Origin of the sequence: Pseudomonas sp. 2848 (assembly GCF_003253945.1) — a bacterium.
GTDB lineage: Bacteria > Pseudomonadota > Gammaproteobacteria > Pseudomonadales > Pseudomonadaceae > Aquipseudomonas.
In genome coordinates, this window is the sequence record NZ_QKZD01000001.1 from 707,891 (window position 1) to 734,281 (window position 26,391).

At 64.9% G+C, this 26,391-nt stretch carries 16 protein-coding genes; 9 read left to right on the plus strand and 7 right to left on the minus strand.

Annotation, left to right across the window (positions count from 1 at the left end; all coding sequences use genetic code 11):
* Window positions 1–3: 3 nt before the first annotated feature.
* Together DFS21_RS03355 and DFS21_RS03360 are read right to left on the minus strand one after the other, a co-directional pair.
* Complete coding sequence (locus tag DFS21_RS03355) at window positions 4–1,206, minus strand: MFS transporter (protein WP_111531809.1); 1,203 nt, start codon at window positions 1,204–1,206, stop codon at window positions 4–6.
* Between the two features lie 164 nt (window positions 1,207–1,370).
* Window positions 1,371–2,672, minus strand: a complete 1,302-nt coding sequence (locus tag DFS21_RS03360; RefSeq protein ID WP_111531810.1) for a mechanosensitive ion channel family protein — start codon at window positions 2,670–2,672, stop codon at window positions 1,371–1,373.
* 142 nt (window positions 2,673–2,814) lie between these two features.
* On the opposite strand from DFS21_RS03360, the gene DFS21_RS03365 reads away from it, so the two are divergent.
* From DFS21_RS03365 to DFS21_RS03375, 3 genes are all read left to right on the plus strand, one after another.
* The gene (locus DFS21_RS03365; RefSeq protein WP_023631179.1) at window positions 2,815–4,140 is read left to right on the plus strand and encodes a DEAD/DEAH box helicase; all 1,326 of its coding nucleotides are present in this window, start codon (window positions 2,815–2,817) and stop codon (window positions 4,138–4,140) included.
* 185 nt (window positions 4,141–4,325) lie between these two features.
* On the plus strand, window positions 4,326–4,607 hold the full coding sequence (locus tag DFS21_RS03370) for a BrnT family toxin (protein ID WP_111531883.1): 282 nt from the start codon (window positions 4,326–4,328) through the stop codon (window positions 4,605–4,607).
* Entirely contained in the window at window positions 4,582–4,818 is a 237-nt protein-coding gene (locus DFS21_RS03375; RefSeq protein ID WP_110698011.1) for a BrnA antitoxin family protein, read from the plus strand. The genes DFS21_RS03370 and DFS21_RS03375 overlap by 26 nt, the downstream gene beginning before the upstream one ends.
* 11 nt (window positions 4,819–4,829) lie before the next feature.
* On the opposite strand, the gene DFS21_RS03380 is transcribed toward DFS21_RS03375, so the two are convergent.
* Window positions 4,830–5,099: a hypothetical protein gene (locus tag DFS21_RS03380; protein WP_111531811.1), complete on the minus strand. Its 270-nt coding sequence runs from the start codon at window positions 5,097–5,099 to the stop codon at window positions 4,830–4,832.
* A gap of 227 nt (window positions 5,100–5,326) precedes the next feature.
* Between DFS21_RS03380 and DFS21_RS03385 the strand changes: the two genes are divergently transcribed.
* The 4 genes from DFS21_RS03385 to DFS21_RS03400 all read left to right on the plus strand — a co-directional run bounded on the left by DFS21_RS03385 (window position 5,327) and on the right by DFS21_RS03400 (window position 21,071).
* A complete protein-coding gene (locus tag DFS21_RS03385; RefSeq protein WP_111531812.1) occupies window positions 5,327–19,120 on the plus strand; it encodes a hemagglutinin repeat-containing protein in 13,794 nt (4,597 codons plus the stop codon).
* Window positions 19,121–19,139: 19 nt separating this feature from the next.
* Window positions 19,140–19,532: an SMI1/KNR4 family protein gene (locus DFS21_RS03390; RefSeq protein WP_146603127.1), complete on the plus strand. Its 393-nt coding sequence runs from the start codon at window positions 19,140–19,142 to the stop codon at window positions 19,530–19,532.
* Window positions 19,533–19,648: 116 nt separating this feature from the next.
* Window positions 19,649–20,053, plus strand: a complete 405-nt coding sequence (locus DFS21_RS03395; protein ID WP_111531814.1) for a transcriptional regulator — start codon at window positions 19,649–19,651, stop codon at window positions 20,051–20,053.
* Between the two features lie 91 nt (window positions 20,054–20,144).
* Entirely contained in the window at window positions 20,145–21,071 is a 927-nt protein-coding gene (locus tag DFS21_RS03400; protein WP_111531815.1) for a DMT family transporter, read from the plus strand.
* A gap of 64 nt (window positions 21,072–21,135) precedes the next feature.
* On the opposite strand, the gene DFS21_RS03405 is transcribed toward DFS21_RS03400, so the two are convergent.
* The 3 genes from DFS21_RS03405 to DFS21_RS03415 form a co-directional block, all read right to left on the minus strand.
* Entirely contained in the window at window positions 21,136–21,441 is a 306-nt protein-coding gene (locus DFS21_RS03405; RefSeq protein ID WP_110698019.1) for an addiction module antidote protein, read from the minus strand.
* On the minus strand, window positions 21,434–21,736 hold the full coding sequence (locus DFS21_RS03410; protein ID WP_111531884.1) for a type II toxin-antitoxin system RelE/ParE family toxin: 303 nt from the start codon (window positions 21,734–21,736) through the stop codon (window positions 21,434–21,436). The genes DFS21_RS03405 and DFS21_RS03410 overlap by 8 nt, the downstream gene beginning before the upstream one ends.
* A 67-nt stretch (window positions 21,737–21,803) precedes the next feature.
* On the minus strand, window positions 21,804–22,967 hold the full coding sequence (locus DFS21_RS03415) for an MFS transporter (RefSeq protein ID WP_111531816.1): 1,164 nt from the start codon (window positions 22,965–22,967) through the stop codon (window positions 21,804–21,806).
* A 107-nt stretch (window positions 22,968–23,074) separates the two neighbouring features.
* Here DFS21_RS03415 and DFS21_RS03420 point away from each other — a divergent pair, with 107 nt between their 5' ends.
* Entirely contained in the window at window positions 23,075–23,968 is an 894-nt protein-coding gene (locus DFS21_RS03420; protein WP_110698023.1) for a LysR family transcriptional regulator, read from the plus strand.
* 124 nt (window positions 23,969–24,092) lie between these two features.
* A complete protein-coding gene (locus DFS21_RS26865; protein ID WP_256206021.1) occupies window positions 24,093–24,221 on the plus strand; it encodes a PA1414 family protein in 129 nt (42 codons plus the stop codon).
* Between the two features lie 62 nt (window positions 24,222–24,283).
* On the opposite strand, the gene mnmC is transcribed toward DFS21_RS26865, so the two are convergent.
* The gene (mnmC, locus tag DFS21_RS03425) at window positions 24,284–26,254 is read right to left on the minus strand and encodes a bifunctional tRNA (5-methylaminomethyl-2-thiouridine)(34)-methyltransferase MnmD/FAD-dependent 5-carboxymethylaminomethyl-2-thiouridine(34) oxidoreductase MnmC (protein WP_111531817.1); all 1,971 of its coding nucleotides are present in this window, start codon (window positions 26,252–26,254) and stop codon (window positions 24,284–24,286) included.
* Window positions 26,255–26,391 lie beyond the last annotated feature (137 nt).

Here is a 26,391-nt window from a genome sequence, read left to right on the forward strand (position 1 = left end):
GGATCATTGCCGGTGCGGCAGGCCAGTGTGCACGACCAGGCATAACGGCAGGGTCAGCAGCAGCGTGCCTGCCAGCGCCATCAATCCGTGTTCCACCCCAGTGTGGTCGGATATCGCGCCGATCAGCACCGGCGCCAGCGCTCCGCCGCCGACCGTGCCGGTATAGAAGCAGGCGAACACCCGCTCGCGCTGCTCGCTGCCGGCGAAGTCCGGCACCAGCCCGGTCAGCACCGACGAGGTGCCGTTGAGTGCCACGCCGATCAGAGGCATCACCAGCATCAACGGCAGGTAGGGCAACAGCAGTGCCACCAGGATCAGCCCGGCGGTCAGCAGCTCGGTACAGATCACGGTGCGCACCGGCCCCAGCCGGGCGCCCAGGTAGCCGCAGAACAGCTTGCCGAAGGCGCCGCCAATGAACAGCAATGTCAGGGCCAGGCCTATTTGCGCGGTCGTCGCGCCCTTGCTCTGCAGCAGGAACGGCAGGAAGGTCAGAAAACCCATGCGCACGCCACTGTCGAGGGTGCCGGTGGCGATCAGCGCCGCCAGCCCCGACCTTGAGCCAACCCGGTCTTGGGCTATGGCCTTGCGCGTTGATCGCCCTGCGAGTGGCGCCTGACGCAATAGCCACCACAGGGCCGCTGCCGCCCCCAGGCCTAGCAGTCCAAGCGCGGTGGCGTTGGTCTGCCATGACACATACACCAGCACCAGGCCGACCAGGCCCGGGATCAGCGCCTTGCCGATATCTCCGGCGAAATTGTACTGGGCCAGGGCCTGCTTCACCTTGCCGCCACCTTCGTATGCATCAGCGACCAGCGCGCTGGCCAGCGGGTGCTGGGTGCTGGCGCCGAGGCCGGCGAGCATCAGGGCGATCAGCAGAAGGCTCAGGTCGCTCGCCTGGGCGGCCATCAGGTAGGCCAGCCCGGCCAGCGCAGTGCCCCGGATCAACAGGGCCTCGCGGCCCCAGCGCCGGGCACCTTTGCTGGCCAACAACTGAAAACCCGCCATCATGCCGGCGTAGGCGCCGCGCAGCAGCCCGACCTGGGCGTAGCTGAGGCCGAAGGCGACCTGCCAGAGGGGCAGCAACACGTAGATGACATCGGTCAGGCCATCATGCACGCCATGGGCGAGGCTGGCGGCGGCGAGGGTCTTGCGCCGAGACGATGGCGGGGTGTCGTGCAGTGAAGTGCTGGAAATGTCCTGAGGCATGGCTCGCTCACGAAGGTTGTGGCAGGCGTCTGTCGAGCGTCAGGGATGGGCGTGGCGATTGAGCCGTCGATCTTCCGTGATGACGTCGTCATGGATGGCTCCAGGGTAGTGCGCCTTGGGGGCGCAATGCAAAGGGCGCCCGGTCGGGCGCCCCGATTGGACGGTCAAGCCTCGCTCAATACGTCCAGGCCGCGCGGCTGGGGTTGCGCCTGCGGCCTGGCCGCCAGCCCCGCACGCATGTCATTACCACTGGGCTGCTGATACAGGCTCAGCCCGAACTCCGGCAGCACCGCCAACAGGTAGTCGAAGATATCGCCCTGGATGCGCTCATACTCGGCCCACACAGTGGTGGTGGTGAAGCAGTAGATCTCCAGCGGCACGCCTTCAGCGGTGGTCTGCATCTGGCGGACCATGCAGGTCATGTTCGGGTGCACGTTGGGGTGGCTCTTCAGGTACGCCAGGGCGAAGGCGCGGAAGGTACCGATATTGGTCAACTGTCGGCGGTTGGCCGACAGCCCGGCGTTGTGGCCCTGGGCTTCGTTCCATTCGCGCAGCTCCTGGCGCTTGCCGGCCAGGTAGTCGCCGAGCAGACGCACCTGGCCCAGGCGCTGTTCTTCTTCCTGGGTCAGGAAACGCACGCCTGCGGCATCGATGAACAAGCTGCGTTTGATCCGCCGCCCACCGGATTGCTGCATGCCGCGGTAATTGCGGAACGACTCGCTCATCAGGCGCCAGGTGGGGATCGAGACGATGGTCTTGTCGAAGTTCTGCACCTTGACCGTGTGCAGGGTGATGTCGACCACGTCGCCGTCGGCGCCGGCCTGGGGCATTTCGATCCAGTCGCCGACATGCAGCATGTCGTTGCTGGTCAACTGCACGCTGGCGACGAACGACAGCAGGGTGTCCTTGTACACCAACAGCAGCACCGCCGACATGGCGCCCAGACCGGACAGCAGCAACAGTGGCGAGCGGTCGATCAGGGTGGCGACGATAACGATGGCGGCAAAGATCCACAGCATCATCTTGGCTAGCTGCATGTAGCCCTTGATCGAGCGGGTGCGGGCATGTTCGGTGCGGGCGTAGATGTCCAGCAGCGCGTCGAGCAGGCAGGACAGGGCTCGGGTCATGAACAGCAGCGTCACGGCCAGCGCGACATTGCCGAGAAAATGCTGGGCGGCGGCCGACAGCTCCGGCACCAGCTTCAGGCCGAACTGCACCACCAGCGATGGGGTGGTCTGGGCCAGACGATGGAACACCTTGTTGTGGCGCAGATCGTCGAGCCACCTGAGTGCCTGTTGGCGGCCGAGCAGGCGGGTGGAGTGCAGGATCAGGAAGCGCGCCAGACGGCCGATCAGCAGCGAGACGAGCAGCAGTACGGCCAGGCCGAGGGCGGCGTGCAGCAGGGGGTGTTGGTCGAGCGTGCCCCAGAGGTCGAGGGCGTCACGCCAGAAGCGTTGGATGTCCATGGGCTTGGAAACGGTCTGTGTTGCGGTACGAAGCGTTATTAGAGCGTGGATCGGCGCAAAGTTGCCAAAAGAAATTCGGTTCTGGCCACGGAAAACGTTACCCTATGCAACTGAATTTTTCGCACTTGCCCGAGGTTACCCCGTGTTTTCCCAATTCGCCCTGCACGAACGCCTGCTCAAAGCCGTGGCCGAGCTGAAATTTGTCGAGCCGACCCCGGTGCAGGCGGCGGCCATTCCCCTGGCCCTGCAAGGGCGTGACCTGCGGGTGACGGCGCAGACCGGCAGCGGCAAGACCGCCGCCTTCGTGCTGCCACTGCTCAATCGCCTGGTCGACCGCAGCGGGCCGAGCGTGGAAATCCGTGCGCTGATCCTGCTGCCGACGCGTGAGCTGGCCCAGCAGACCCTCAAGCAGGTGCAGCTGTTCTCGCAGTTCACCTACATCAAGTCCGGCCTGGTCACCGGCGGTGAAGACTTCAAGGAACAGGCGGCGATGCTGCGCAAGGTGCCGGACGTGCTGATCGGTACCCCGGGTCGCCTGCTCGAGCAGCTCAATGCTGGCAACCTCGACCTGTCCCACGTTGACGTACTGATCCTCGACGAAGCCGACCGCATGCTCGACATGGGCTTCGCCGAAGACATGGAGCGCCTGTGCAAAGAGTGCGAAAACCGCAAGCAGACCCTGCTGTTCTCGGCCACCACCGGTGGCGCGGCATTGCGCGACATCATCGGCAAGGTGCTCAAAGACCCTGAGCACCTGATGCTCAACAGCGTCTCGCAGCTCGCCGAAGGCACGCGCCAGCAGATCATCACCGCCGACCACGACCAGCATAAAGAGCAGATCGTGCAGTGGCTGCTGGCCAACGAGACCTACAAGAAGGCAATCATCTTCACCAACACCCGCGCCCTGGCCGACCGTATCTACGGTCACCTGGTGGCCAAGGAGGTCAAGGCGTTCGTCCTGCATGGCGAGAAGGACCAGAAGGACCGCAAGTTGGCCATCGACCGCTTCAAGGACGGCGGCTCCAAGGTGCTGGTGGCCACTGACGTCGCGGCCCGCGGCCTGGACATCGACGGCCTGGACCTGGTGATCAACTTCGACATGCCACGCAGCGGTGACGAGTACGTGCACCGTATTGGCCGCACCGGCCGTGCCGGTGGCGAAGGCCTGGCGATCTCGCTGATCACCCACAACGACTGGAACCTGATGTCGAGCATCGAACGCTACCTCAAGCAGCAGTTCGAGCGCCGCGTCATCAAGGAGGTCAAGGGTACCTATAACGGTCCGAAGAAGGTCAAGGCGTCGGGCAAGGCTGCCGGCACCAAGAAGAAAAAGACCGAGAAGAAGGCGGGCGCCGACAAGAAGGGCGCCGCCAAGCGCAAGCCGTCCGCCAAGCCGAAGGCCAACGCGCCACTGGCCAGCGCCGATGGCCTGGCGCCGCTGAAAAAGCGCAAGCCGGCGGCTGAGTAAGCCCCTCCGGCAATGAGCCCGCCACTGCAACGGTGGCGGGTTGCTTCACCTCTTTCCCCAGGGCGCGTAGCCCATTTCCCAAACCCTGTTCCAGCCCGGGCATTTTGTCGCCCGACCGCCACACTCCTCTGGCATGTGCAGCCAAGGAGGAGTAGCGTATGTACAGCTGTAAATACGATTGTCCAGTGCGATTTGAATGGGACGAGGAAAAGAACCAGCTCAACATCCGCAAGCACGGGATCGACTTCAACGATGTGCCCGAGATGTTCCGCCAGCCGATGCTGGCGCTGCGCGATGAGCGATTCGAGTACCCGGAGGCACGCTGGATCGGCATGGGCTGGATCAATGCCTGGGTCAGCGTGGTCGCCTACACCGAACGGCAGGGTGATGTGATCCGCATCATTTCCGCCAGAAGAGCCACACGACTTGAGGTAACGCGCTATGTCGAAACCGTCCATAAGCTGTGAGCAAGGCCAAGCCCCGGTCGATACCTCGGACATCCCCGAACTCGACGATGACTTCTTCTGCCGTGCCGAATTGCGGGTGCCCGCCAAGCAAACGGTCACCATCCGCCTGGATGCCGACGTACTGGCCTGGTTCAAGGAACAGGGCGCCGGCTACCAGACCCGCATCAACCAGTTGCTTCGTCAGTACATGCAGGCCCAGCAGCGGCGCTGATCCAGGCGCCGTCAGGTTTTCCTTTCCGCTTCTTTAAGTTCCTGGATGCGCTTGTCGATCAACTGGCACTTGTCCGGCAGGTCCTTGCTGGCGGTGCCGAGGTCCATGTGCTGAAGCTCTTCATTGATTTCCTTGGCCTTTTGAGCGTTCTGCTCGGTCAGCTGGCTCACCAGGCCTGCCAGTTGCTCTCTTTTCTGCGTGGCCTCTTCCGGTGTGCAGGCCAAGATGGGCTGCGCGCAGAACAGGGTTGTCGCGCAGAGGATGCAGGGTAGCGGTTTCATCCTTCGGTTCCCTTGTCAGTCGATTCGTGCGGTGGAGGTCGCTGGCTGGCCGGAAGTTCAGCGCGAGCGACTGGCGGAACAGGTGCCGTCATACGGCTACTATTTTTTGACGATATTAATTTGACGCTTCCATGATGGCGAAATAGTATCTCGCGCTCTTTTTCGCTAATGCTTACCGGTGTGCTGGCAAGCATGAGCACCTGACCGCCTGATTTGCGAGACCTGACATGGACGTCCGCCTGTTTGCCTTCCTGGCCCGCCAACGCTCGGCCAAAATTCAGCCGCGCGAGCAGTTCTGCGGGTTGCCCAAGCGCGGCCTGGCGCTGCTGCTGGCCAACGCCATGTTCTGGCAACCGCTGTGGGCACAGGCCGCCGAAGGCGTGGTGGTCAGCGGGCCGGGCACCAGCCTGGGGCAGGCGGGCAACGGCGTGCCCATCGTCAATATCGCCGCGCCCAACGGCAGCGGCCTGTCGCACAACCAGTTCAGCGACTACAACGTCGGCCAGCAGGGGCTGATCCTCAACAACGCCACCGAGCGCACCCAGGCCACCCAGCTGGGCGGCATCATCCTCGGCAACCCCAACCTGCAGGGCACGGCGGCCAACGTCATCCTCAACGAGGTCAACGGCGCCAACGCCAGCCAGCTGCGCGGCTACACCGAAGTGGCCGGGCGCGGGGCACATGTCATCGTCGCCAACCCCCACGGCATCACCTGCGATGGCTGCGGCTTCATCAACACGCCACAGGCCACGCTCAGCACCGGCAAGCCGGTGCTCGAGAACGGCCAGCTGAGCCGTTACCAGGTCGACCAGGGCCATATCGCCATCGAAGGCGCGGGGCTCAACGCCAGCAACGTCGACAGCTTCGAGCTGATTGCCCGCAGCACGAAAATCAACGCCGAGATCCAGGCACGCAACCTGGCCATCGTCGCCGGGCGCAACGATGTCGATGCGCGGACCCTGGCGGCTACGGCGCGCCAGGACGACGGCAGTGCCAAGCCGAGCCTGGCCATCGACTCCAGCGCCTTGGGCGGCATGTATGCCGGTGCGGTCAGGCTGGTGGGCACCGAGGCCGGGGTCGGCGTGCGCCTGGACGGGCGGATGATCGCCAGCGGCGGCGATATCCAGCTCGAGGCCAACGGCCAGTTGCGCATGGCCCAGGCTAGCGCCACCGGTGATGTACGCCTGCAGGCGGCGGCTATCGATGCGCAGGGGCCGGTGCATGCCGGCAAGCAACTGCAGCTGGACAGCCGCGGCGAGCTGGTCAACCGCCAGGGGCTGACCGCTGCAGGTTCGGTACAACTAGACGCGGCTGGTCAACTGAGCAACCTCGGCGGTATCCAGGCGGGTATCAACGCCAATGGCGAGCGCGTGGCCGACGCCGACCTGAAGATCAGCGCCGGTGCCGTGGACAACCGCCACCAGCGCCTGATCGCCAGCGGTGACCTGAGCGTCTCCACCGGCAGCCGCCTGGACAACCAGGGCGGCAGCCTCAGCGCCGGGCGCGACCTCAATGTCAACGCCGCGACCCTGGACAACCAGCAGGGCAAGGTGCTCGCCGACGGGCGCATGAACCTCACCGGTGGCCAACTGCTCAACGGCGACCGTGGCCAGATCACCAGCCAGGGCGCGCTGAACGCCACCTGGGCCCATCTGGACAACCAGGCCGGCGAACTGTCCAGCCTCGATGCCCTGGCCCTGAACCTTGGCAGCCTGGACAACCGCACTGGCAAGGTCCTGGCCAACCACGGCATCACCGTCACCAGCCAGGGGCTGGTCGACAACCGCTCTGGCCGGATCGCCAGCCAGGCCACCCTCGACCTGAGCGCCCAGGCCCTGAACAACGGCCAGGGCGGCCATATCAGCGGCAACCAGGCAGTCGGCGTCAATGTCGGCCGGCTCGACCAGCAGGGCGGCCACCTGAGCAGCGTCACCGCGCTGACCCTGGACCTGAACCATGGCCGGCTGGACAACCGCGACGGCAAGATCGCCGCCAACCAGCTGCACCTGCGCCAGATTGCCGATATCGACAACCAGCGTGGCGAGATCTTCGGCAAGGGCGCCTTCACCCTGGCAGGCCGCAGCCTCGACAACACGGGCGGCAAGTTCTACAGCGAACAGGCCCTGACCGTGCGCCTCGACCAGTTGCTCGACAACCTCGATGGCCTGGTGTCGGCCGACGGCCTGGATATCCGCGCCCTGACCCTGAACAACCAGGGCGGCGTGGTCACCAGCAAGTCGGGCCTGGCAGTGGTTACGGGCGCAGCCATCGACAACCGCCACGGCGAGATTTCCAGCGCTGACCTCGGCCAGGTAACGGCAGGCAGCTTCGACAACCGTGAGGGTACGGTCACTGGCGGGGCGCTGGAGTTGGCCATCGCCCAGGCGGTGGACAATCGCCAAGGGGTGCTAGCTGCCGACAAGGCGTTGAAGGTGAGCGCCGCCAGCCTCGACAACCGCGAGCAAGGCAAGCTGCTCAGCGACGGCACGCTCACCGCCAAGGTCAGCGGGCTGCTGGACAACCAGGCCAAGGGCCTGGTGAACGGCGTGGGCGCCACCCATATCGACGCGGGGCAACTGGACAACCGCGGTGGCCGCCTGGTGGGCAAGGACCTGCTGACCCTGCAAGGCCAGCGCTGGGACAACCGCGGCGGCAAGATCGAGGCCGACGGCGCACTGACACTGACCATCGACCACCTCGACAACCGCGACCAGGGCCTGGTCAGCGGCCAGGCCGGGGCCCGCTACAGCGGCAGCGAATTGCTCAACCAGCTCGGCATCTTTGGCGCCAAGGGCAACCTCGACCTGGTCGCCGCGCACCTGGACAACAGTGGCGGCAGCCTGACCAGCGGCGGCGATCTCGATGGCCAGGTCACGCGCCTGGAGCAGCTGGGCGGCAAGCTGTCCGCCGACGGCACGCTGACCCTCAAGGGCAGCACACTGGTCAACCGCCAGGGCGCCGTGGTCGGCGCCGGGCAGGGCATGCACCTGACCGTGGACAGCGTCGACAACCGCGGCGGCGAGCTGTCCGCGGCCAAGGCGCTCAGCCTCACCGGGCAGCGTCTGGACAACACCGGCGGCCAGGTCCTGGCCGACACCGACCTGGCGCTGACGGTGGCCGAGGTCATCAACCAGGCCCAGGGCCTGCTGCGCGGCAAGGGCCAACTGACCCTCGACGGCCAGACCCTGGACAACCGCGACGGGCGTGTTTCCGCCGAGCAGGGCGCACGCCTGCGCCTGAGTCAGGCGCTGGACAACGGCAAGGGCCTGCTGACCAGCGAGGGCGACCTCGACATCGGCGCCGCCAGCCTCGACAACAGCGACGCCGAACTGAGCAGCGCCGGCAAACTGACCCTGGCCACCACCGGCAAGGTCGACAACCAGCGCGGTTCGATCACCGCCGACGGCGCCCTCGACCTGCGCAGTGCCAGCCTCGACAATCGGGCCGGCGAAGTTGGCGCCCAGGGGGCCATGGACATCGCCACCGGCACCCTCGACAACCGTGACAGCGGCCATGTGGTCGGCAATGACCGCCTGACCCTCAAGGCCGGCCAGGTCAACAACGCAGGCAGCGACAGCCGCATCGACAGCGATGGCGCCATGCACCTGACCGCCAGCGGTTTCGACCAACAGGCCGGCCGGATGCTGAGCAAGGCCTCGATCACCCTCGACCTGGGCCAGGGCGCGCTGGTCAATCATGGCCTGATCAAGGCCCCGGTGCTGGTGCTGAACAACCTCGGCCGCGTGGATAACCAGAACGGCGAAATCACCAGCCCGCAGGGCTTCACCTTGGTGGCCGATTCCCTGGACAACCGCCAGGGCAAGTTGCTCAGCGACCAGGCCTTGACGGTGCGCATTGCCCAGGCGCTGGACAACACCAAGGGGCTGGTCTCGGCCAAGGGCCTGGACCTGCATGCCGCCAGCCTCGACAACCGCGAGGGCACCGTCAGCAGCCGCGCCGGCCTGGTGCTGACCGTCGACGGTCGCCTGGACAACCGCCAGGGCACCCTGGTGGGCGACACCGCCCTCAACCTTGTGGCCGGGACGCTGGACAACAGCAAGGGCAAGGTCTCCGGCAAAGGCCAGGGCGAGGTCCAGGCCGACACCCTGCTCAACAACGCCGGTTCGCTGATCAGCCTCGAGCAACTGCGGATCAAGGGCGGTGAGCTGGAAAACCGCGAGGCAGGCCTGCTCGGCAGCAATGGCGCGCTGACCCTGGAGGTCGACCGCATCGACAACCGTGGCGGCGAGATCACCGGCAAGGCCGCTGTCGCGGTCACTGGCACCTCGCTGGACAACAGTGACGGCGGCCTGCTGGTGGCCGGCACCGGCATGACCCTGGCGTTACAGGCACTGCTCAACCGCAACAAGGCGCGCCTCGAGGCCCAGACCGGCCTGACCCTGACCGGTCTGACCCTGGACAACGACGGTGGCCGCCTGACCAGCCAGCGGGACATGACCCTGACCTTGACCGGCGCGGCCCTCAACCGCCTCGGCCTGCTCAGCGCCGAGGGCCAGCTGGTGCTGGCCGCGCACAGCCTGGACAACAGCACCGGCAAACTGGACAGCGCCGGCCGCCTGAAACTGACCACGGGCGGCGCGCTGCTCAACCAGGGCGGCGAGCTGCTCAGCGACAGCGACATCACCCTGGCCAGCGCCAGCCTGGACAACACCGACAAAGGCGCGCTGGCCAGCAAGGGCCAGCTGACCCTCAGCACCGGCCACCTGGACAACAGCCGCCAGGGCAGCATCAGCAGCAACCGCACCCTCGACGTGCACGCCGGCCAGCTGGACAACCGCGACGGTGGCCGCGTGGGCAGCCGCGAAGCGCTCACCGCCACGGTCACCGGCCTCGACCAGCAGGGCGGCAAGCTGTTCAGCGACACCTCGGTAAAACTCGACCTGGGCCATGGCCACCTGGACAACCGTGGCGGCCTGATCAATGCCCCGTCGCTGCAGCTGGACAACCTCAAGACCGTGGCCAACCAGGGCGGCGAGCTTTCCAGCGCCCAGGCCTTCACCGTCGCTGCCGAGCAACTGGACAACGGCAACGGCCGCCTGCTCAGCGACCAGCGCCTGCTGCTGCGGGTCAGCCAGCGCCTGGACAACCTCAAGGGCCTGATCGGCGCCCAGTCGCTGGAGATTCATGCCGGCGCGCTGAGCAACCGCGACGGCGGCCGCATCGAAGCCAAGGACGCGCTCGCCCTCACCAGCAAGGGCCTGGACAACCACGCCGGCAAGCTGCTCGGCAGCAGCCTCGCGCTGGACCTGGGCGGCGCCGACCTGGACAACGGCGCGGGCCTGATCACCACCGCCGGGCCGCTGACCCTGGTCAACCTGGCCAAACTGGACAACCAGGGCGGCGAGATCTCCACCGCCCAGGCCCTGCAACTGGACGTCAGCGAGCTGGACAACCGTGACGGCAAGCTGATCAGCGAACAGACGCTGGGCATCACCAGCGGCGCCATCGACAACCGCAACGGCCTGGTCTCGGGCTGGCAGGGCCTGACTGTGACCGGCCAAAGTCTGGACAACCGCCAGCAGGGCACCCTGTCGAGCCGCTCCGGCGCCGTGCAGGCGACCGTGACCGGCGCGCTGCGCAACAGCGACGGCGGCGCGCTGGTCGCCCAGCAACGCCTGGACGTCAAGGCCGCCAGCCTGGACAACAGCGCCAACGGCATCCTCTCCAGCGGCAGCGGCCAGCAGCTGACCATCACGGCGGCACTGGACAACCATGACGGCGGCCTGATCGATGCCGGGGAAAAACTGGTCATCAGCGCCGGTGCTCTCGACAACCACGGCGGCCGCGTGGCCACCCGCCAGGACCTAGGCCTGACCGCCGCGAGCCTGAACAACACCGACGGCAGCCTCGCCGCCCAAGGGGCGCTGACCCTCGACCTGCTCGGCGAGCTGCTCAACCGCCAGGGCAAGCTGTTCGCCGGCAAGGACCTGCTGATCCAGCGCGCCGGCCTGGTCGACAACCAGGCTGGCCAGATCGCCAGCCAGGGCCTGCTCAAGGTGCTGGCCGCCAGCGTCGACAACAGCCAGCGCGGCACCCTGGCCGCCAATGGCCCGCTCACGCTCGACAGCCGCGGGGTGCTCAACAACTCGGGCGATGGCCTGATCTACAGCCAGCAGGGCGACGTAGGCCTGCAGGCGGCCAGCCTGAACAACGCCAAGGGCACCGTGCAGGCCAAGGGCGCAATCACCGCGCAGGCCAGCGGCCTGCTCGACAACCAGGGCGGCAAGCTGATCGCCCAGGACGGCGCGTTGACCGTGACCGCCGACACCCTTGACAACCGCGGTGGCATCCTCGCCAGCCTCAAGCAGGCGCTGGGCGTGCGCACCACCGGCGTGCTGCGCAACGGCAGCGACGCCACTGGCCAGCGCGGCATCCTCCAGGCGCTGAGCCTGGATGTGCAGAGCGCCAGCCTCGACAACCACGGCGGGCGCATCGCCGCGCTCGGCGGTGATACCGTGATCCGCACCGGGCAACTGGACAACCGCGATGGCGGCATCTCCGCCAGTGGCCTGCTCAAGGTCACCGGCGCCAGCCTGCTCAACGGTGGCGACGCGCGCGGCGAGATGGTCGGCCAGCGTATCGATATCGGGCTGAGCGGCGCGCTGGACAACCGCGGCGGCATCATCGAAAGCGCCAGTACCCTCACCATCACGGCTGCCACTCTGGACAACCAGGCGGGGCAACTGCGTGCACTGGGCACCAGCGGCAAGAGCCAGTTCGCCATTGGCGGGTTGTTCGACAACCGCAATGGCCAGGTGGAGATCGGCAACAGTGACCTGACCCTCGGCGCCGGCCTGCTGCAGAACGTCGGTGGCAAGGTGCTGCACGTCGGCAAGGGCGTGTTCGACATCGACACCGCCAACCTTACCCGTGCCGGCGGCAGCCTCAGCACCCGCGGCGGCCTGACCCTGACCGCCGACAGCTGGACCAACGGCAGCGCCATCCAGGCCGGGCGCCTGACGGTCAATGTCAACAACCTCACCCAGACCGCTGGCGGCCAGTTGCTGGCATTCGACAGCCTGGTGGGCAACGGCGGCAACTGGAGCAACGAAGGCCTGATCGCCAGTGACGGCGCGCTCAGCCTCAACCTGGGGGGTACCTACAGCAGCGCCAATGGGCGGGTGAACAGCCTGGGTACCCTGGGGGTGAGCGCAGCGCAGATGAACCTGGGCAGCAACGCCAGCATCACGGGCGTGGGCAACACCACGATCAATGTGGCGGGCCTGCTGACCAACCAGGGGCGGCTGAGTTCGGCGGGCGATCTGCTGGTCAACGCCGGTAGCGTGAACAACCTGGGGACTTTGGGTGGCAACCAGTTGGTGCGGGTGACCACCGGCAGCCTGCGCAACGATCACAGCCTGTTGTTCAGCGGCGGGGACATGCAGCTGTATACCGGCGCCTTGACCAACTTCTATGGCGACGTCTACAGCCTGGGTGGCTTGACGGTGGCCGGCAATGCCGCGGGCGGGCTGGCGAACAAGGTGGAGAACATTTCCGGCAGCCTCGAGAGTGCCGGGGACATGCGCCTGAATGCGCAGGCCATCGAGAACAGGAAGGAGGTTTTCAAGACCACGGGCACACCGAAGTGGAGCTCGATCGGTATGCGTCAGACTGGGCCGGGCGCCGGTCATATGGTGCTCGAAGAGTACTACGAGAGAAAGGTCGAGATCGACTCGCCTGCCGGGGCAATCCGTGCTGGCCGCGACCTGTTTGTGCTCGGGGGGCGGCTGGAGAACTCGGCTTCGGTGATCACCGCCCAGCGTGATATCACGGTCAATGTGCAGAACTTCCTCAACAAGGGCGAGGCACTGGGCACCTATTCGGAGCTGAAGTCGTTCTACCTGACAGGCGTTGACAAGGTCAAATACGCCATGCCGTACTTTGCCGCAGTGATGCGTTACAACGCTGCCAATGACCCGGAATATAAAAGGGACACCAGTAACGGCGGCAGGAACGTCGTAGGCACGATGCGAATGTGGGATGCCAACTGGAACGAATCACGCATCACGCCCTATACCCGGCTTGGCGGTACCGCAAACTACAACACCATCGCGGTCATCGGCTGGAAGAGCTGGTTTGACGGATTCTCGATCGGCTCGCTGAACATCGCGCCGGCATACAACCCTGATGTGAGAGCGCCGCTGCCCGCGCAGATTCAAGGCGTCACGTTCTTCGACCCTCGTACCATCGTGCATGACACCCAGGTCGGTGCGGCGAATGCCGTTGTACAGGCGGGTGGCCGGGTAAGCATCAATGCCACCAGGGACGTGATCAACAGCGTCATCCAGGAAGGGCTGACGGTCGGTGGCCCGGCAGCCAAGGCGTTCGACCCCAAGTTGCCGAGCGCTGCCGGCAGCACGGTCATCAATATTCATGCCCAGCTTCCCCCTGACCTGGCACAACAACAGGTCAACCCCCTCGCCTTGGGTGGGTTCACCTTGCCCACCGGGCAGAATGGACTGTTCCGCCTGAGTGGTCAGGGCGGCAGTGGCGCAGGTGGTACAGCCCCGAGCTGGACGCTTGGCAGTGCTGAAGTCTTGACCCAAGGCCGCCAGGTGTCGACCCCAGGCGCCCAGCCCGGCGCGCTGCAGGCTGTGGATGCCAGTGCGGGGAACCAGAGCCATCAGCAGATCGACCGCATCGCCCATCAGGGCGGTACCGTGGGCGGCAACGCAAGTGCCATCGGTGTCTACGCACCGAATGGCGCGCCGGTCGACGTCAACCGCGCGACGCGACATCCCGGTGCCGATGCCCGGGAACCTTCGGTCAACGGCAACCTGGGGATCAGCGCGCGTCCCGACATTGCGGGTGTGACCCGTATGCCGGACAGCCAGTACACCAGCAAGCCACACAAGTACCTGATCGAGACCAACCCGGTCCTCACCGACCTCAAGCAGTTCATGAGCTCGGACTATCTGCTCGGCAACCTCGGCTACGACCCGGACCAGAGCTGGAAGCGCCTGGGTGATGGACTCTACGAGCAACGCCTGATCCAGCAGGCGGTGGTGGCCCGTACCGGCCAGCAGTTCATCGATGGCCAGACCTCTGGCGATCAGCTGTTCAAGTACCTGATGGACAACGCCATCCGCAGCAAGGACCAGCTCCAGCTGAGCCTGGGTGTGGGCCTGACGGCCTCCCAGGTGGCGGCGCTGACCCATGACATCGTGTGGATGGAAAAACACCAGGTCAACGGCGAAGAGGTCCTGGTCCCGGTGCTTTACCTGGCCCAGGCCAACAACCGCCTGGCCCCCAACGGTGCGTTGATCGCCGGCCAGGACGTACAACTGATCGCCGGCGAGAACCTGACCAACGTCGGGACCTTGCAGGCCAGCCGCAACCTGTCCGCCACCGCTGGCAACAACCTGGTCAACACTGGCCTGATCCAGGCCGGAGAGCGTCTGGAACTGCTGGCCGGCAACAACCTGAGCAACAGCGCCGGCGGCATCATCACCGGGCGCGACGTGAGCCTGACTGCGGTCAATGGCGATATCCTCAACCAGCGTGACCCGGTGCGCGCCGTCACCCATTTCGGCGGCACCAGCCAGCACAAGGACTACCTGGATAACGCCGCCCGTATCGAAGCCGGGAACAGCCTCAGCCTCAAGGCGGGCCAGGACATCCAGAACGTCGCCAGCGTGATCCAGAGCGGCGGCGACCTGTCCCTCAATGCCGGGCGCGATGTCAGCATGCTGTCGGTCGAGGAGCGCGAAGGCTTCTACAGCGACCGGCAGCGCAACAACACGGTGCAGCAGCACGGCGCCACGGTCACCGCCGGTCGCGACCTGAGCATCGGCGCCGGCCGCGACCTCACCGCCGTGGCCAGCCAGATCGACGCGGGCCGCAACCTCTCCCTGGCCGCAGGCGAGGACCTGAACCTGACCTCCGCCGCCAACGAAGCCCATAGCTTCAGCCGCAGCAAGAAGGTCACCCAGTCCAAGGACCAGGTCACCCAGGTCTCGACCACGGTCAAGGCCGGGGGTGACGTGTCGCTGTCTGCCGGCCAGGACATGGCCATCGTCGCCAGCCAGGTCAAGGGCAAGGGCGATGTCGACATCGACGTCGAGCGCGACCTGACCATCGCTTCCGACCAGAACGAAAGCGCGTCCTATTACCTCAAGAAGAGCAAGGGGTCGTTCGGTCGCAAGAGTTCGAACCAGAAGGAGAGCTACCACAGCACCAACGTCGCCTCGGTGATCGAGGCGGGTGGCGATCTCACCGTCAATGTCAGCAAGCAGGACTATGGCGGCATCTCCCTGGACGGCGGCCGCGACGTCACGGTGATCGGCAGCCAGCTCAAGGCCGGCGGCGACCTCATGATTGGCGCGACGCGCGATGTGGCGGTGTTGTCCGGCGTCGAGGAACACGGCGAGTTCAGCAAGAAGACCAAGTCCGGCTTCCTGGGCCTGTCGAAGAGCGGCAAGAGCCAGCTGCAGACCCGCGCCACGCAGGTGGGCAGCGAGCTCGATGCCGGCAACGACATTGTCCTGGCGGCTGGCAGCGATGTGCGCTTGCGCGCGAGCAAGGCCAATGCCGGCAACGATGTGGAGCTACGCGCCGGGTTGGTGGACGACGAGGGCGATGTCAACCTGGTGTCGGCCAACGACACCGCCTATAGCCGCAGCGAGGAATACAAGCAGAAGCTCAAGCTCTCGCTTTCGGTCAAGGACATGCTGTCGCCGACAGCGTTGATGCTGCCGGGCGTGCAAAACGTCTCGATCCCCTCGGTCTCGATTGCGTCGGCAAAGACCTCCGGGCATGAAGCGCGCAGCAGCACCAGTGTCGGCAGCCAAGTGGTCGCCGTACGCGACGCCACTCTGGAGGCGGAACGCGATATCAACGTGCTCGGTAGCGGCATCAATGCCGGACGCAATGTCAGCCTGAATGCCGGGCGTGACGTGAACATCACTGCGGCGCAGAACCAACGTGACGATACACAGTGGTCCAAGTCGAGCAGCGTCGGGCTGCATTCGGACACCGACGACAACGGTACCAATTTCTTCGCGGGCGTTGAAAAAGAGAAAGCCAAGGACCGCCTGCGCGAGCAGTTGGCTGCCGGCAGTCGCATCCAGGCTGGCAAGGACCTGGATATCAATGCTGGACGTGATATCAACCAGACCGGTTCGGACTTGCTGGCGGGGCACGATATCAGCCTTGGCGCCGGACGAGACATCAACATCGATGCCGGCCGTGACACGCGTATTCAGGAGCAGGAGCGCGAGTATGAGAGCCAGGGGGTCAGCGGCTCGATCAAACATAACGCCGGCAGTACCAAGGATGCGATAAGCAATACCGGCAAGGGCGAGGATGGTGTCAGCAAGGGTTCCAGCACCTTGCAGACCGTGGATGCCATCGGCCAGTTCTTCACCGGCCCCACCGGTGACGGCAAGATCGGCAACAGCAAGCAGACCAGCAGCCAGCAAAGCGTGGAGCAGAGCAATCGGCCTTCGACGCTGGACGCCGGCAACGATGTGAAGATGCAGGCTGGCAACGACGTCAATATCAAGGGCAGCAAGGTCCAGGCCGGGCGTGACATCGACATCAAAGGCCGGGATATCAACATAGATGTCGCCAAGGGCAGCAGCAGCCAGGAAAACAACCAGTCGCAGAGCTGGGGCGGCGTGCATGGTGGCACCAGCGGTGGCTTCAAAGTCGGCATCGGCGGCAGCCATGGCACTGCCAGTGCCGATAGCCAGCAGGGTACCTCCACGCCTGCGCAGCTGGAGGCCGGGGGCAACATCAAGCTCGATGCCAGCAATGACCTGAACATCGTGGGCAGTCAGGTCAAGGCCGGTCGCGATGTGGAGTTGAACGCGGGGAATGAGCTGAACATCGTGGCTGCCAAGAACGACAGCCAGCAGGAGCAGAACCGTCATAGCGGCGGTGGCGAGGTCGGCCTGACCTTCGGCTCGGAAGGTGTGGGCGTTTACGCCAGCGTCAACATGGGCAAGGGCGACCTGGAGCGTGAAACCCAGCGTCATCAGCAAGCCTATGTGTATGCCGGTGACCAGCTGAAGTTCACCAGCGGCAAGGACACCAACATCAAGGGCGCCCAGGTACGCGGCGACGAAGTGATCGGCCGTGTCGGTGGCGACCTCAACGTGGCCTCGGCCATCGACACTGGCAAGGTCAAGGGCAAGGAGTTCGACATCAATGCCACTGTCACCGTGGGCCCGGGCGCCGGTGTCAGTGGGTCGGTCGGCTATGGCAAGACCACCGGCAAGACCGAGTGGGTCGAGGACCAGACTCGCATCACCGGGCGTGACAAGGTCGATATCCGCACCGAGAACCACACCCAGCTCGACGGTGCGCTGATCGCCGCCGACAACGGCAATCTCAAACTCGACACCGGCACCCTGGGCTTCAGCGACATTGCCGGCAAGGACAAGGAGCACGGTTACTACCTGAATGTGGGTGGCAGCTGGAAGAAGGGTTCGGCCAGTGCCGAGCAGGATCCTTCCAACGGCAAGGTCACCGCAGACGCAGGTAACGACGAGAAGGGCCCGAAGAACCAGACCAGCTGGAGCGTCAGCGGCTGGGAGTATGAAAAGGACCGTGAGCAGACCGTCCGTGCCACCGTGGGTGCAGGTGATATCACTGTGCGCAAGGACGCCGAGAGCGGCCAGGACTCCACCGTCGGGCTGAACCGTGACCTCGACAAAGCCTACGAAATCACGCGGGACAAGGAGTCGCGCACCGATCTCTATGTGACCGACAGCTCGCTGAACGATGTGCTCAATCCCAAGGAGACGCTACAGAAGTGGAGCGATGGGCTGCTCGACTACGACAAGACGGCGCTGAAGAACTTCGAACAGGCCGGCAATGCCCTCAACGCTCTGGTCAATCGTTACCAGCGGATGACCGGGCGGCCAATGGACAGCGGCGCTGTCGCGGTCGCGGGCCGGGCGTTGGCGGAAAACACCCTCGAGTCGTTGATCCTGGCAGGGATGTCGCCACGCGATGCCATGGTCTTGATGGGCAATGAAGACTTCCAGACCCAGGTATTGCAGCAGCTCAACAATCTTGAGCATGTGTTCGAGCAGTCGCAGGATTTCACCCGGGAGCTCGAGCGAAAACTGGGGGCTCTTGAGCTTGATACAACGCATGTCACGGCGGAGCGCGACAGCGTCCAATGGACACTGACCTACGTCTCTACCATCAACGAGTACCTGGGTGCGCATCCGGATGCGGCCGAGGCGGTCACCGTGGCAATTGCCATGCTGCAAGGCCCCAAGGCTGTCATTCAGATGGCTGTCAGCCAGGTGATCGACCAGACGGAGCTGGGCAAGGACTTCAATGCTAAGGTCGAGGAGGCCGTGGCGAAGGTTGGCAAGTACATTGCCGAGCGCATGGAGGGAGAGGGCGACCTCGACAAGAAGGAAGGCGGCGACTTCCTGATTGGCGGTGGCAAGTTGATCACCAGCGTGATCATGGGCGCCATACCAGGACGCAAGGGCGGCACCCACCATGAAGGAAGCAATGGGCCGGGCTCTCACCTGGATGTGCCGGACACCCGCAAGCCGCACGAGCCTCCTGCCGGCGAGGGGCCGCCCAAGGGGCCGGCATCGGCGTTCACCCAGCTTTCCAGCCAGGCACGGCGTTATCTCAATGAGCTGGAGGCGCACACGGGCCTGAAAGTCACCGCCGAGCAACGCGACAACCTGGCAAATGCCTTGCGGGAAAAGAACTACACCAAGCTCACGCCCAAGGAAACCCAGAAACACCGACGCGAGTTCAACAAGATCAAGGACGAGCTGATCGGCCAGTGGGAAACCAAGACAGGCCAGACGTGGCCCCGCTACACCGAAAATGTGATGAGCAAGGATGGGACAAAGGTGGTGCGCAAGGCCGGACAGCCCTACGATGCGCACCACATCATCGAAAGTGGGTTCGGCGGACCTAACGAATGGTGGAACATGCACCCGGCACGCTTCCCCGACCAGCATCAAGGTGGCATCCATGGGAAAGACAGTGTGGGCAGGGAAATCTTCACATCACGATAAGAGGGTAGGGTGAATGGGAATGTATGACGATCTACAGCCGGACAAGGTGTCCGGCCCCCTTTCCAAACTGGCGACCGCCGAAGCGCAGGTGCTCTCTGCGCTGGCTGGCGCCCATTCGCAGGTGCCGGCTGATTACCTGGCATTCATCAGGGAGCTTGGATGGGGGGAAGTGGGTGAGGCGGCCTATATGTTGTACGAAGGCCTGCTTACGCCTGACCAGGTCTACGATGAGGAGGGGGAAAACGCCCTGGAAGGCATACTGCTGTTCGGGGATGACCTGCAGGGATACTGTTCAGGGTTTGACACGAACAACGGTTGGGTGGTCGTCGATATCGACCCGGTGAGCCGTGAGGCTCATCAGGTTGCGGACAGTTTTTCCGAGTACATCCGTGAAATGCTGAACGACTTGTAACCTGCAGGGCGCGCTGCGCAGAGCAATGAGCGGGTTCGTGGTTTTGATGGAACACCTGGCAACCGCTGTCAGTCCCACGCTGTGTACCTACTTGTCCACAGCAGGAGGCTTACCCCATGAGCACATACGACTGGGACCTGATCGAACGCTTGCTGCACGAAGTGCAGAACGGCGCCGGTCACAGTTTTACACCGCGCCCCTATGCCGAGCAGCATGCCACCGCGCTGGCCGCCGATGGCGAGGCGCCGGGTGATCTGAACCAGCTCAAGGCCCAGGCCTGCAAGTACGAAAAGATCCTCTTCGAACGCGGTTTTATCGAGAGCCGGCCTGAAGCGGAAGGCGGCAATGGCGAGAATTTCGTCCTCAGCCCGCGCGGCTCGCGCCTGCTCAGCCTGATCGACAGCAGCATTCCGGGCTTCGAACATCCGCGCCAGGTGCTCGATGAACAGGCCGATGCCCTGGACGAAGCCACCTTCGAGCGTGTCTCGGCCAAGGCGCAGATAGCCGGCGGGTCAATTTAGACTGGCATCGGCAAGGCCGGTCCCCCGATAATCGGGATCCATTCTCACCGCCGAGCCTTGCCATGTCGTTCAACCCGCAGAGGGGCCGCCCATGACCGCGGTCCGCAAGAACCCCGACGCTTTTGCTTTCCAGGTCATGCTGGGGCTGTGCCTGATCTGGGGCTGCCAGCAGGTGCTGATCAAATCCGCCGCGGTGGATATCGCACCGGTCATGCAGGCGGCGTTTCGCAATGGTATCGCCGCGTTGCTGGTGGGGCTGCTGGTCTGCTTCCGCGGGGGCTGGAACCAGGTCGGCAGCACCTGGCGCGCCGGGCTGTTGGCCGGCGCGTTGTTCGGCCTGGAGTTCCTGTTCATCGCCGAGGGGCTGAAACTGACTTCGGCGGCGCATATGTCGGTGTTCCTCTACACCGCGCCGATCTTCACCGCCCTGGGGCTGCATTTCATGATGCCCAGCGAGCGGTTGCGGCTGTTGCAGTGGCTGGGGATCCTGCTGGCGTTTGCAGGGATTGCCCTGGCCTTCGCGGGTAGTGTTTCCCTGGAGCACCTCGATGGGCGCATGCTGCTTGGTGACGCGCTGGCGATCCTCGCGGGCCTGGCGTGGGGCGCGACCACGGTGGTGGTGCGCGGCTCGCGGTTGTCCGAGGCGCCAGCGACCCTGACCCTGTTCTACCAGCTGGCCGTGGGGTTTGTCGGGCTGGTGCTGATCGCCTTGGTGAGTGGACAGATCGCTGACTTCTCGCTGACCCCGCTGGCGGTGGGCAGTGTGCTGTTCCAAGGGATCGTGGTGTCGTTCGTGAGCTACTTGACCTGGTTCTGGTTGCTGCGCAAGTACCTGGCCTCGAACCTGGCGGTGTTTTCCTTCATCACGCCGCTGTTCGGGGTGACCTTTGGTGTGCTGCTGCTGGACGAGCCGCTGAGCCTGAACTTCGTGATCGGCGCGGTGATGGTGCTGCTCGGGGTGATCATGGTCAGCGCCGAGGCGTGGGTGCGGCAGCAGTTGCGAAAACTGGTGGGATGACAGGGCGCAAGCAAGTGCCGGTCCTTGAGGTATTAGATGCCACAGGACCGGCAAGGCATTTCGCCTAGCCTACACCTTGCTGGGATAAGTGGGGTCTGGCAGCCATGTCTATTCCCAACGCTTTCATTACAGTCAGGAACGATTTGAGCGTTGGGTTGCCGTGTTCACTGAACGAGCGGTAAAGCTGCTCGCGAGACAGGCCTGTTTCCTTTGCCAGTTCACTCATGCCCCTGGCGCGAGCCACCACGCCCACGGCTTTTGCTACGTAGGCTGCATCCCCTGTCTCCAATGCATCGGTCATGAACTGCGCGATGGTTTCCGGGGAAGTCAGATAGGCGGCGGCGTCGAACTCATGGAACGTTTCAGTCATTTTGCATCCTCCACGACTGCAGGATCTGCCGGGCTGCCTTGATGTCCCGTTGCTGGCTGCTTTTGTCGCCGCTGCAAAGCAGGATGATCAAGGTATCGCCGTATTGGTGAAAATACACCCGATAGCCTGGGCCGTAATGGACTCTCAGCTCACTCATGCCATGGCCGACCGGTGAAACGTCACCCGCTAGCCCTTCCTTGAGTCGGTTGACACGAGCGACGATTCTGGCCCTTGCCGTGGCATCCCGAAGCCCGATCAGCCAATGCCTGAAACTGCTGGATTCGATGGTTTTCATCGAGTGAATGTAGTTTATAAAATACAATGGCAAAGGCTGCAAATGGTTTCGACCTTTTGCAGCCCTGTCAGGCCATTCGGGTTCTTGATGGGCAGCCCTGCAAACTGCGGTTTCCCGTGATGACCAGCACGCCAGCCATGGCCAGCCCTGTCGCTGCCAGCACCAAGGCAGGCTGCAGGCTGGCACTGTAGTGGTTGCTCAACGCCGCCAGCAGCGGCCCACTCAATTGCCCAAGGGCGAAACAAGCGGTCAACATCCCGGCATTGCGCTGCGTGGCATGGGGCGCCAGCTCCCGCGAGCGCTGCATCACCAGTTGCATGCAGGCCAGGAACGGCCCGCCGCACAGGAGCACGCCCCATGCCAGGCCTACGCCGCCCCCCAGCAGGCAGGCCAGTACCCCCAGCCCTTGCAGCCACAGGGTGATGCTCAGCCAGGTCGAGGTGCGGCCCGGGCGGCGCAGGCTGACGATCATCACACCCAGCGCCGAGGCCAGGCCGAACGCCGGCCAGAACAGGTCGGCCAGCCATTGCCCATGGAACTGCTGGCTGGCCATCTGCGACAGGAAGGTGGCCGGCAGGATGTAGCCGATCCCGTATAGTGCGTAGACCAGGCCCAGCCGGCCGATGCCATTGTTGGGGCCGCGGTCGCTGCCAAGGGGCAAGGTGACGGGTTCGAGCGCTCGCGGCAGCCACGGCAGCACCGCAAGCAGCATGACCAGTGCGGCGACCCCGTAAACCAGCCACAGGGCCGCCGAATCCAGCCCCCGGAGGTGCGCAGCCAAGGCCAGCAAGCCTGTCACCGCAATCCCGACACCGGGCCCGGCGAACACCAGTGCGCCGAGGCGCTGGCGGCCATGGGCACTGGCCAGTTGCTGGCTGAGGCTGGCGATCATCACCAGCACCCAGGCGCTGGCCACGCCGGTGCCGAAGCGCAGCAGCAAATGGCTCCAGAACCCGTCGGCCGCCCACGACGCCAGGGTCAGCAATACGCACAGCCATAGCCCGCCATGCAGGCGCAGGCGGACCTGGCGTGGCTGGCGGGCGAACATGGCGTCCACCGCGCCGAGGAAGTAGCCCAGGTAGTTGGCGGCGGCGACCAGGCCGCCAGCGGTCAGGTCGAACTGGCCCTCGGCGATCAGCCGGGGCAGTTGCGGGGTCAGGGCGAAGCGGCCGATACCCATGGCCATCATCAGGGCCACGGCACTGGCCAGCAGTTGCACGAAGGGCGACATGGAAAATCTCCTGCACGAAGGGGATGCGATGGATGGCAGGGTAGGGTGCATTGACTTTCAATAAAATTGAATAATGATGATGAAGTTGTTCTGTTTTGGAGAATCTCATGGAGTTCAGCCAACTGCGCATCTTCCAGGCCGTGGCCGAGGAGGGGTCATTGACCCGCGCCGCCGAACGCTTGCACCGGGTGCCCTCGAACCTGTCGACACGTCTGCGTCAGCTCGAGGAGCAACTGGGGGTGGAACTGTTCCTGCGCGAGCGCCAGCGTTTGCAGTTATCGCCGGCTGGCAAGGTACTGCTGGATTATGCTCAACGCCTGTCCAACCTGCGTGACGAGGCGCTCGCGGCGGTGCAGGGTGGCCAGCCAGCGGGAGATTTCGTGCTGGGCACCATGTACAGCACGGCGGCCATCCACTTGCCGGCGCTGCTGGCGCGTTATCACCAGGCCTATCCAGCAGTGAACCTGCAGGTCCAGGCGGCGCCTAGTGCCGAACTGCTCGAAGGCGTGCTCAGCCATCGGCTGGACGCGGCGTTGGTCGACGGCCCGCTCAACCTGGCCGGGCTGGATGGCGTGCCACTGTGCGAGGAAACGCTGGTACTGATCACCAGCCCCGAGCACCCGGTGGTGCACAGCGCCAGGGATGTCGCCGGCAAGGCGGTGTTCACCTTCCGCCAGGGCTGCTCCTACCGCATGCGTCTGGAAGCCTGGTATGCCCATGCCCACACGCCCATGGGCCGGGTGATGGAGATCGAGTCCTACCAGAGCATGCTGGCTTGCGTGATCGCCGGGGCCGGGGTGGCTTTGATGGCGCAGTCGATGCTCGACAGCCTGCCAGGGCGCGACCAGGTGCGTGCCCACCGTTTGCAGGCACCGTTCGATCATGCGATGACCTGGTTGATGTGGCGTCAGGGCAAACGCGGGGCCAATCTGCAGGCCTGGATTGATTTGCAACAAAGCGAAACGATTGACCGACCGTCGGAAGCTGCCATCTGCGCTTGATCCGGGTCAGAATCGCCCATATCTGTAAAAGCAGAGGCATGCGCAATACAAGACATCGGACTATGATCTGTATGACGCATCGCAAGATTGATTGACCGAGAGGCTGACCCGTCAAGGGGGCAATATGAACGAACGCATGTACAACTGGCTCCATGACCTCGCTGTCGCCCTGGGCCTGCTCCCGCCACCGTTGCAGCCGGTGCCGATCCCGACCGACGAAGAACAGCGCAAGCGCCAGCCGCGTCGGCGCTGAGCACCCGGCAAAAGGCCGCCGCATCCGATCGATGCGGCGGCCTTTTGCGTTCAATGGGCGCGCTACTTGCCGCGGATGAGCCGACGCAGCGCGAAGCGGTTGGGATGGCACGCCTCGGCCACCGCCCTGGGCACCGGCAGCGGCTCACCAGTGACCCACGCCGCAATCAACTCACCAGACAACGGCGCTGTGATCAGGCCGCGCGAGCCGTGCCCACTGTTCACGTACAACCCCTCCAGCCACGGGCAGGCCACGTCCGGTACCTGCCGCGCATCCTTGCCCAGCATGGCGTAAGCCTCGTTGAACGCCTCGACATCGGCCATCGGCCCGACGATGGGCAGGTAATCCGGGCTGGTGCAGCGAAACGCCGCCCGGCCCTGCAACTGCGCCGGGTCCAGCTCGGCGGTGCACAGGCGGGTGGCGAGGTCTGGCGAGATATCATCGAGCAGTGCCAGGTTACCTTGATGCTCGGCCACAGTCGGTGCCAGGTCTTCGCTGTTGAAGTCGAAGCTGGCGCCAAGGGTGTGCTCGTCCCCGCGCGGGGGTGCCACGTAGCCGTCGGCACAGACCACGGTGCGCAGCGCACGGCTGCCTTCGGTCACGGGCAGGCGGGTGATCTGCCCACGAATGCGCTTGAGCGGCAGCCCGGCGCACGCCGGGAAACGGCGGATATCGGCGGCGCCAGCCAGCACTACCAGCGGTGCGCTGGCCAACAGGCGTTCACCCTCCCAGGCCTGCCACAGCCCATCGGTACGGCGCAGCTCGAGCACATCGGCGTGGGTAAGCAGGCGGATGCGCGGGTGGTCCAGCTGGGCCTGGCACAGCGCAGGCGGGTGCACCCAGCCACCTTCTGGGTAGTACAGGCCGCCGCTGGGCAACGCGACCCCGGCGATGGCTTCGGCCTGGGCGCGCTCCAGGCGCTGTAGCAGGCTGTTGTCAAAGGCCGCGGCCAGCTTGGCCTGGCGCGCGTTCTCCTGGTCATCGAAAGCCAGTTGTAATACGCCGCAGGCCTCCCAGTCCTGGCCATGCTGCAGGTGCTCGAGCCAGCGGCGGGTGTAGCCGAAGCCGGCGAGGATCATCTGCGAAAGGGCGGTGCCGTGGGCGGAAAGCTTGAGGTACAGCACGCCTTGTGGATTGCCCGAGGCCTCCCGGGCCGGGCCGTCGTGGCGCTCCAGCACGCAGACCTGCCAGCCCCGTGCTGCCAGGCTCTGGGCGGTGGCGCTGCCGGCCAGGCCGGCGCCGATCACCAGCGCTTCGCGTGGCCCCGATGCGGCTGTCGGGGGTGCGTACCAGGGTGGTGCGCCAGTGGCCGGCGCACCGCTGTAGACCCCGTGCATCACTTCCCACTTCTTGCCGATGCCCGGCACTTTCTTCATGGTAAAGCCGGCCTCGATCAGCGAGCGACGCACCCAGCCGGTGGTGGTGAAGGTACCCAGGGTGGTGCCGGGGTGCGACAGCCGAGCCAGCTGGGCGAACAGTTCTGGCGTCCACATGTCGGGGTTCTTTGCCGGGGCGAAGCCATCGAGGAACCAGGCGTCGATGCGGGCATCGAGCTGAGGCAACTGTTCCAGCGCGTCGCCGATCATCAGGGTCAGGGTGACGCGGCCACCGGCGAGGCTGAATTGCTGGAAGCCTGGGTGGATCGCCACGTACTGTTCCAGCAACGGCTGGGTGAAGGCGGCCAGCTCCGGCCACAGTTGCATGGCGCGGGCCAGGTCGTCGCGGGCCAGCGGGTACTTCTCGACGCTGACGAAATGCAGTCGCGCCTCGGCGGGCGCAAGCTCCGCGAACAGTTGCCAGGCACAGAAGAAGTTCATGCCGGTGCCAAAACCCGTTTCACCGATCACCAGGCAGGCATGCGGCTCCAGCTCGGCGAAGCGCTGGCGCAGGTGATTCTGCTCGATGAACACATGCAGGGTCTCGTTGATGCCTTCGTTGATGGCGAAGTAGACATCGTCGTATTGCCGGGAGTGGGGGCGGCCCTGGTCATCCCAGTCGATCTGGGCCTGTGTAGGGAGGAGGGTGTCGGACATGGTCGGCTCGGTTGCAGCAAAGGGTGGATCTTAAGCTATCTGCAGACGCTTGCGTCGTTCGTGGCAGCGGCCTGGTGTCGCGATGCTGAGCGCAGAGGGCGCAAAAATCCTGCTCGATCCGCTAATCTTGCTTATCC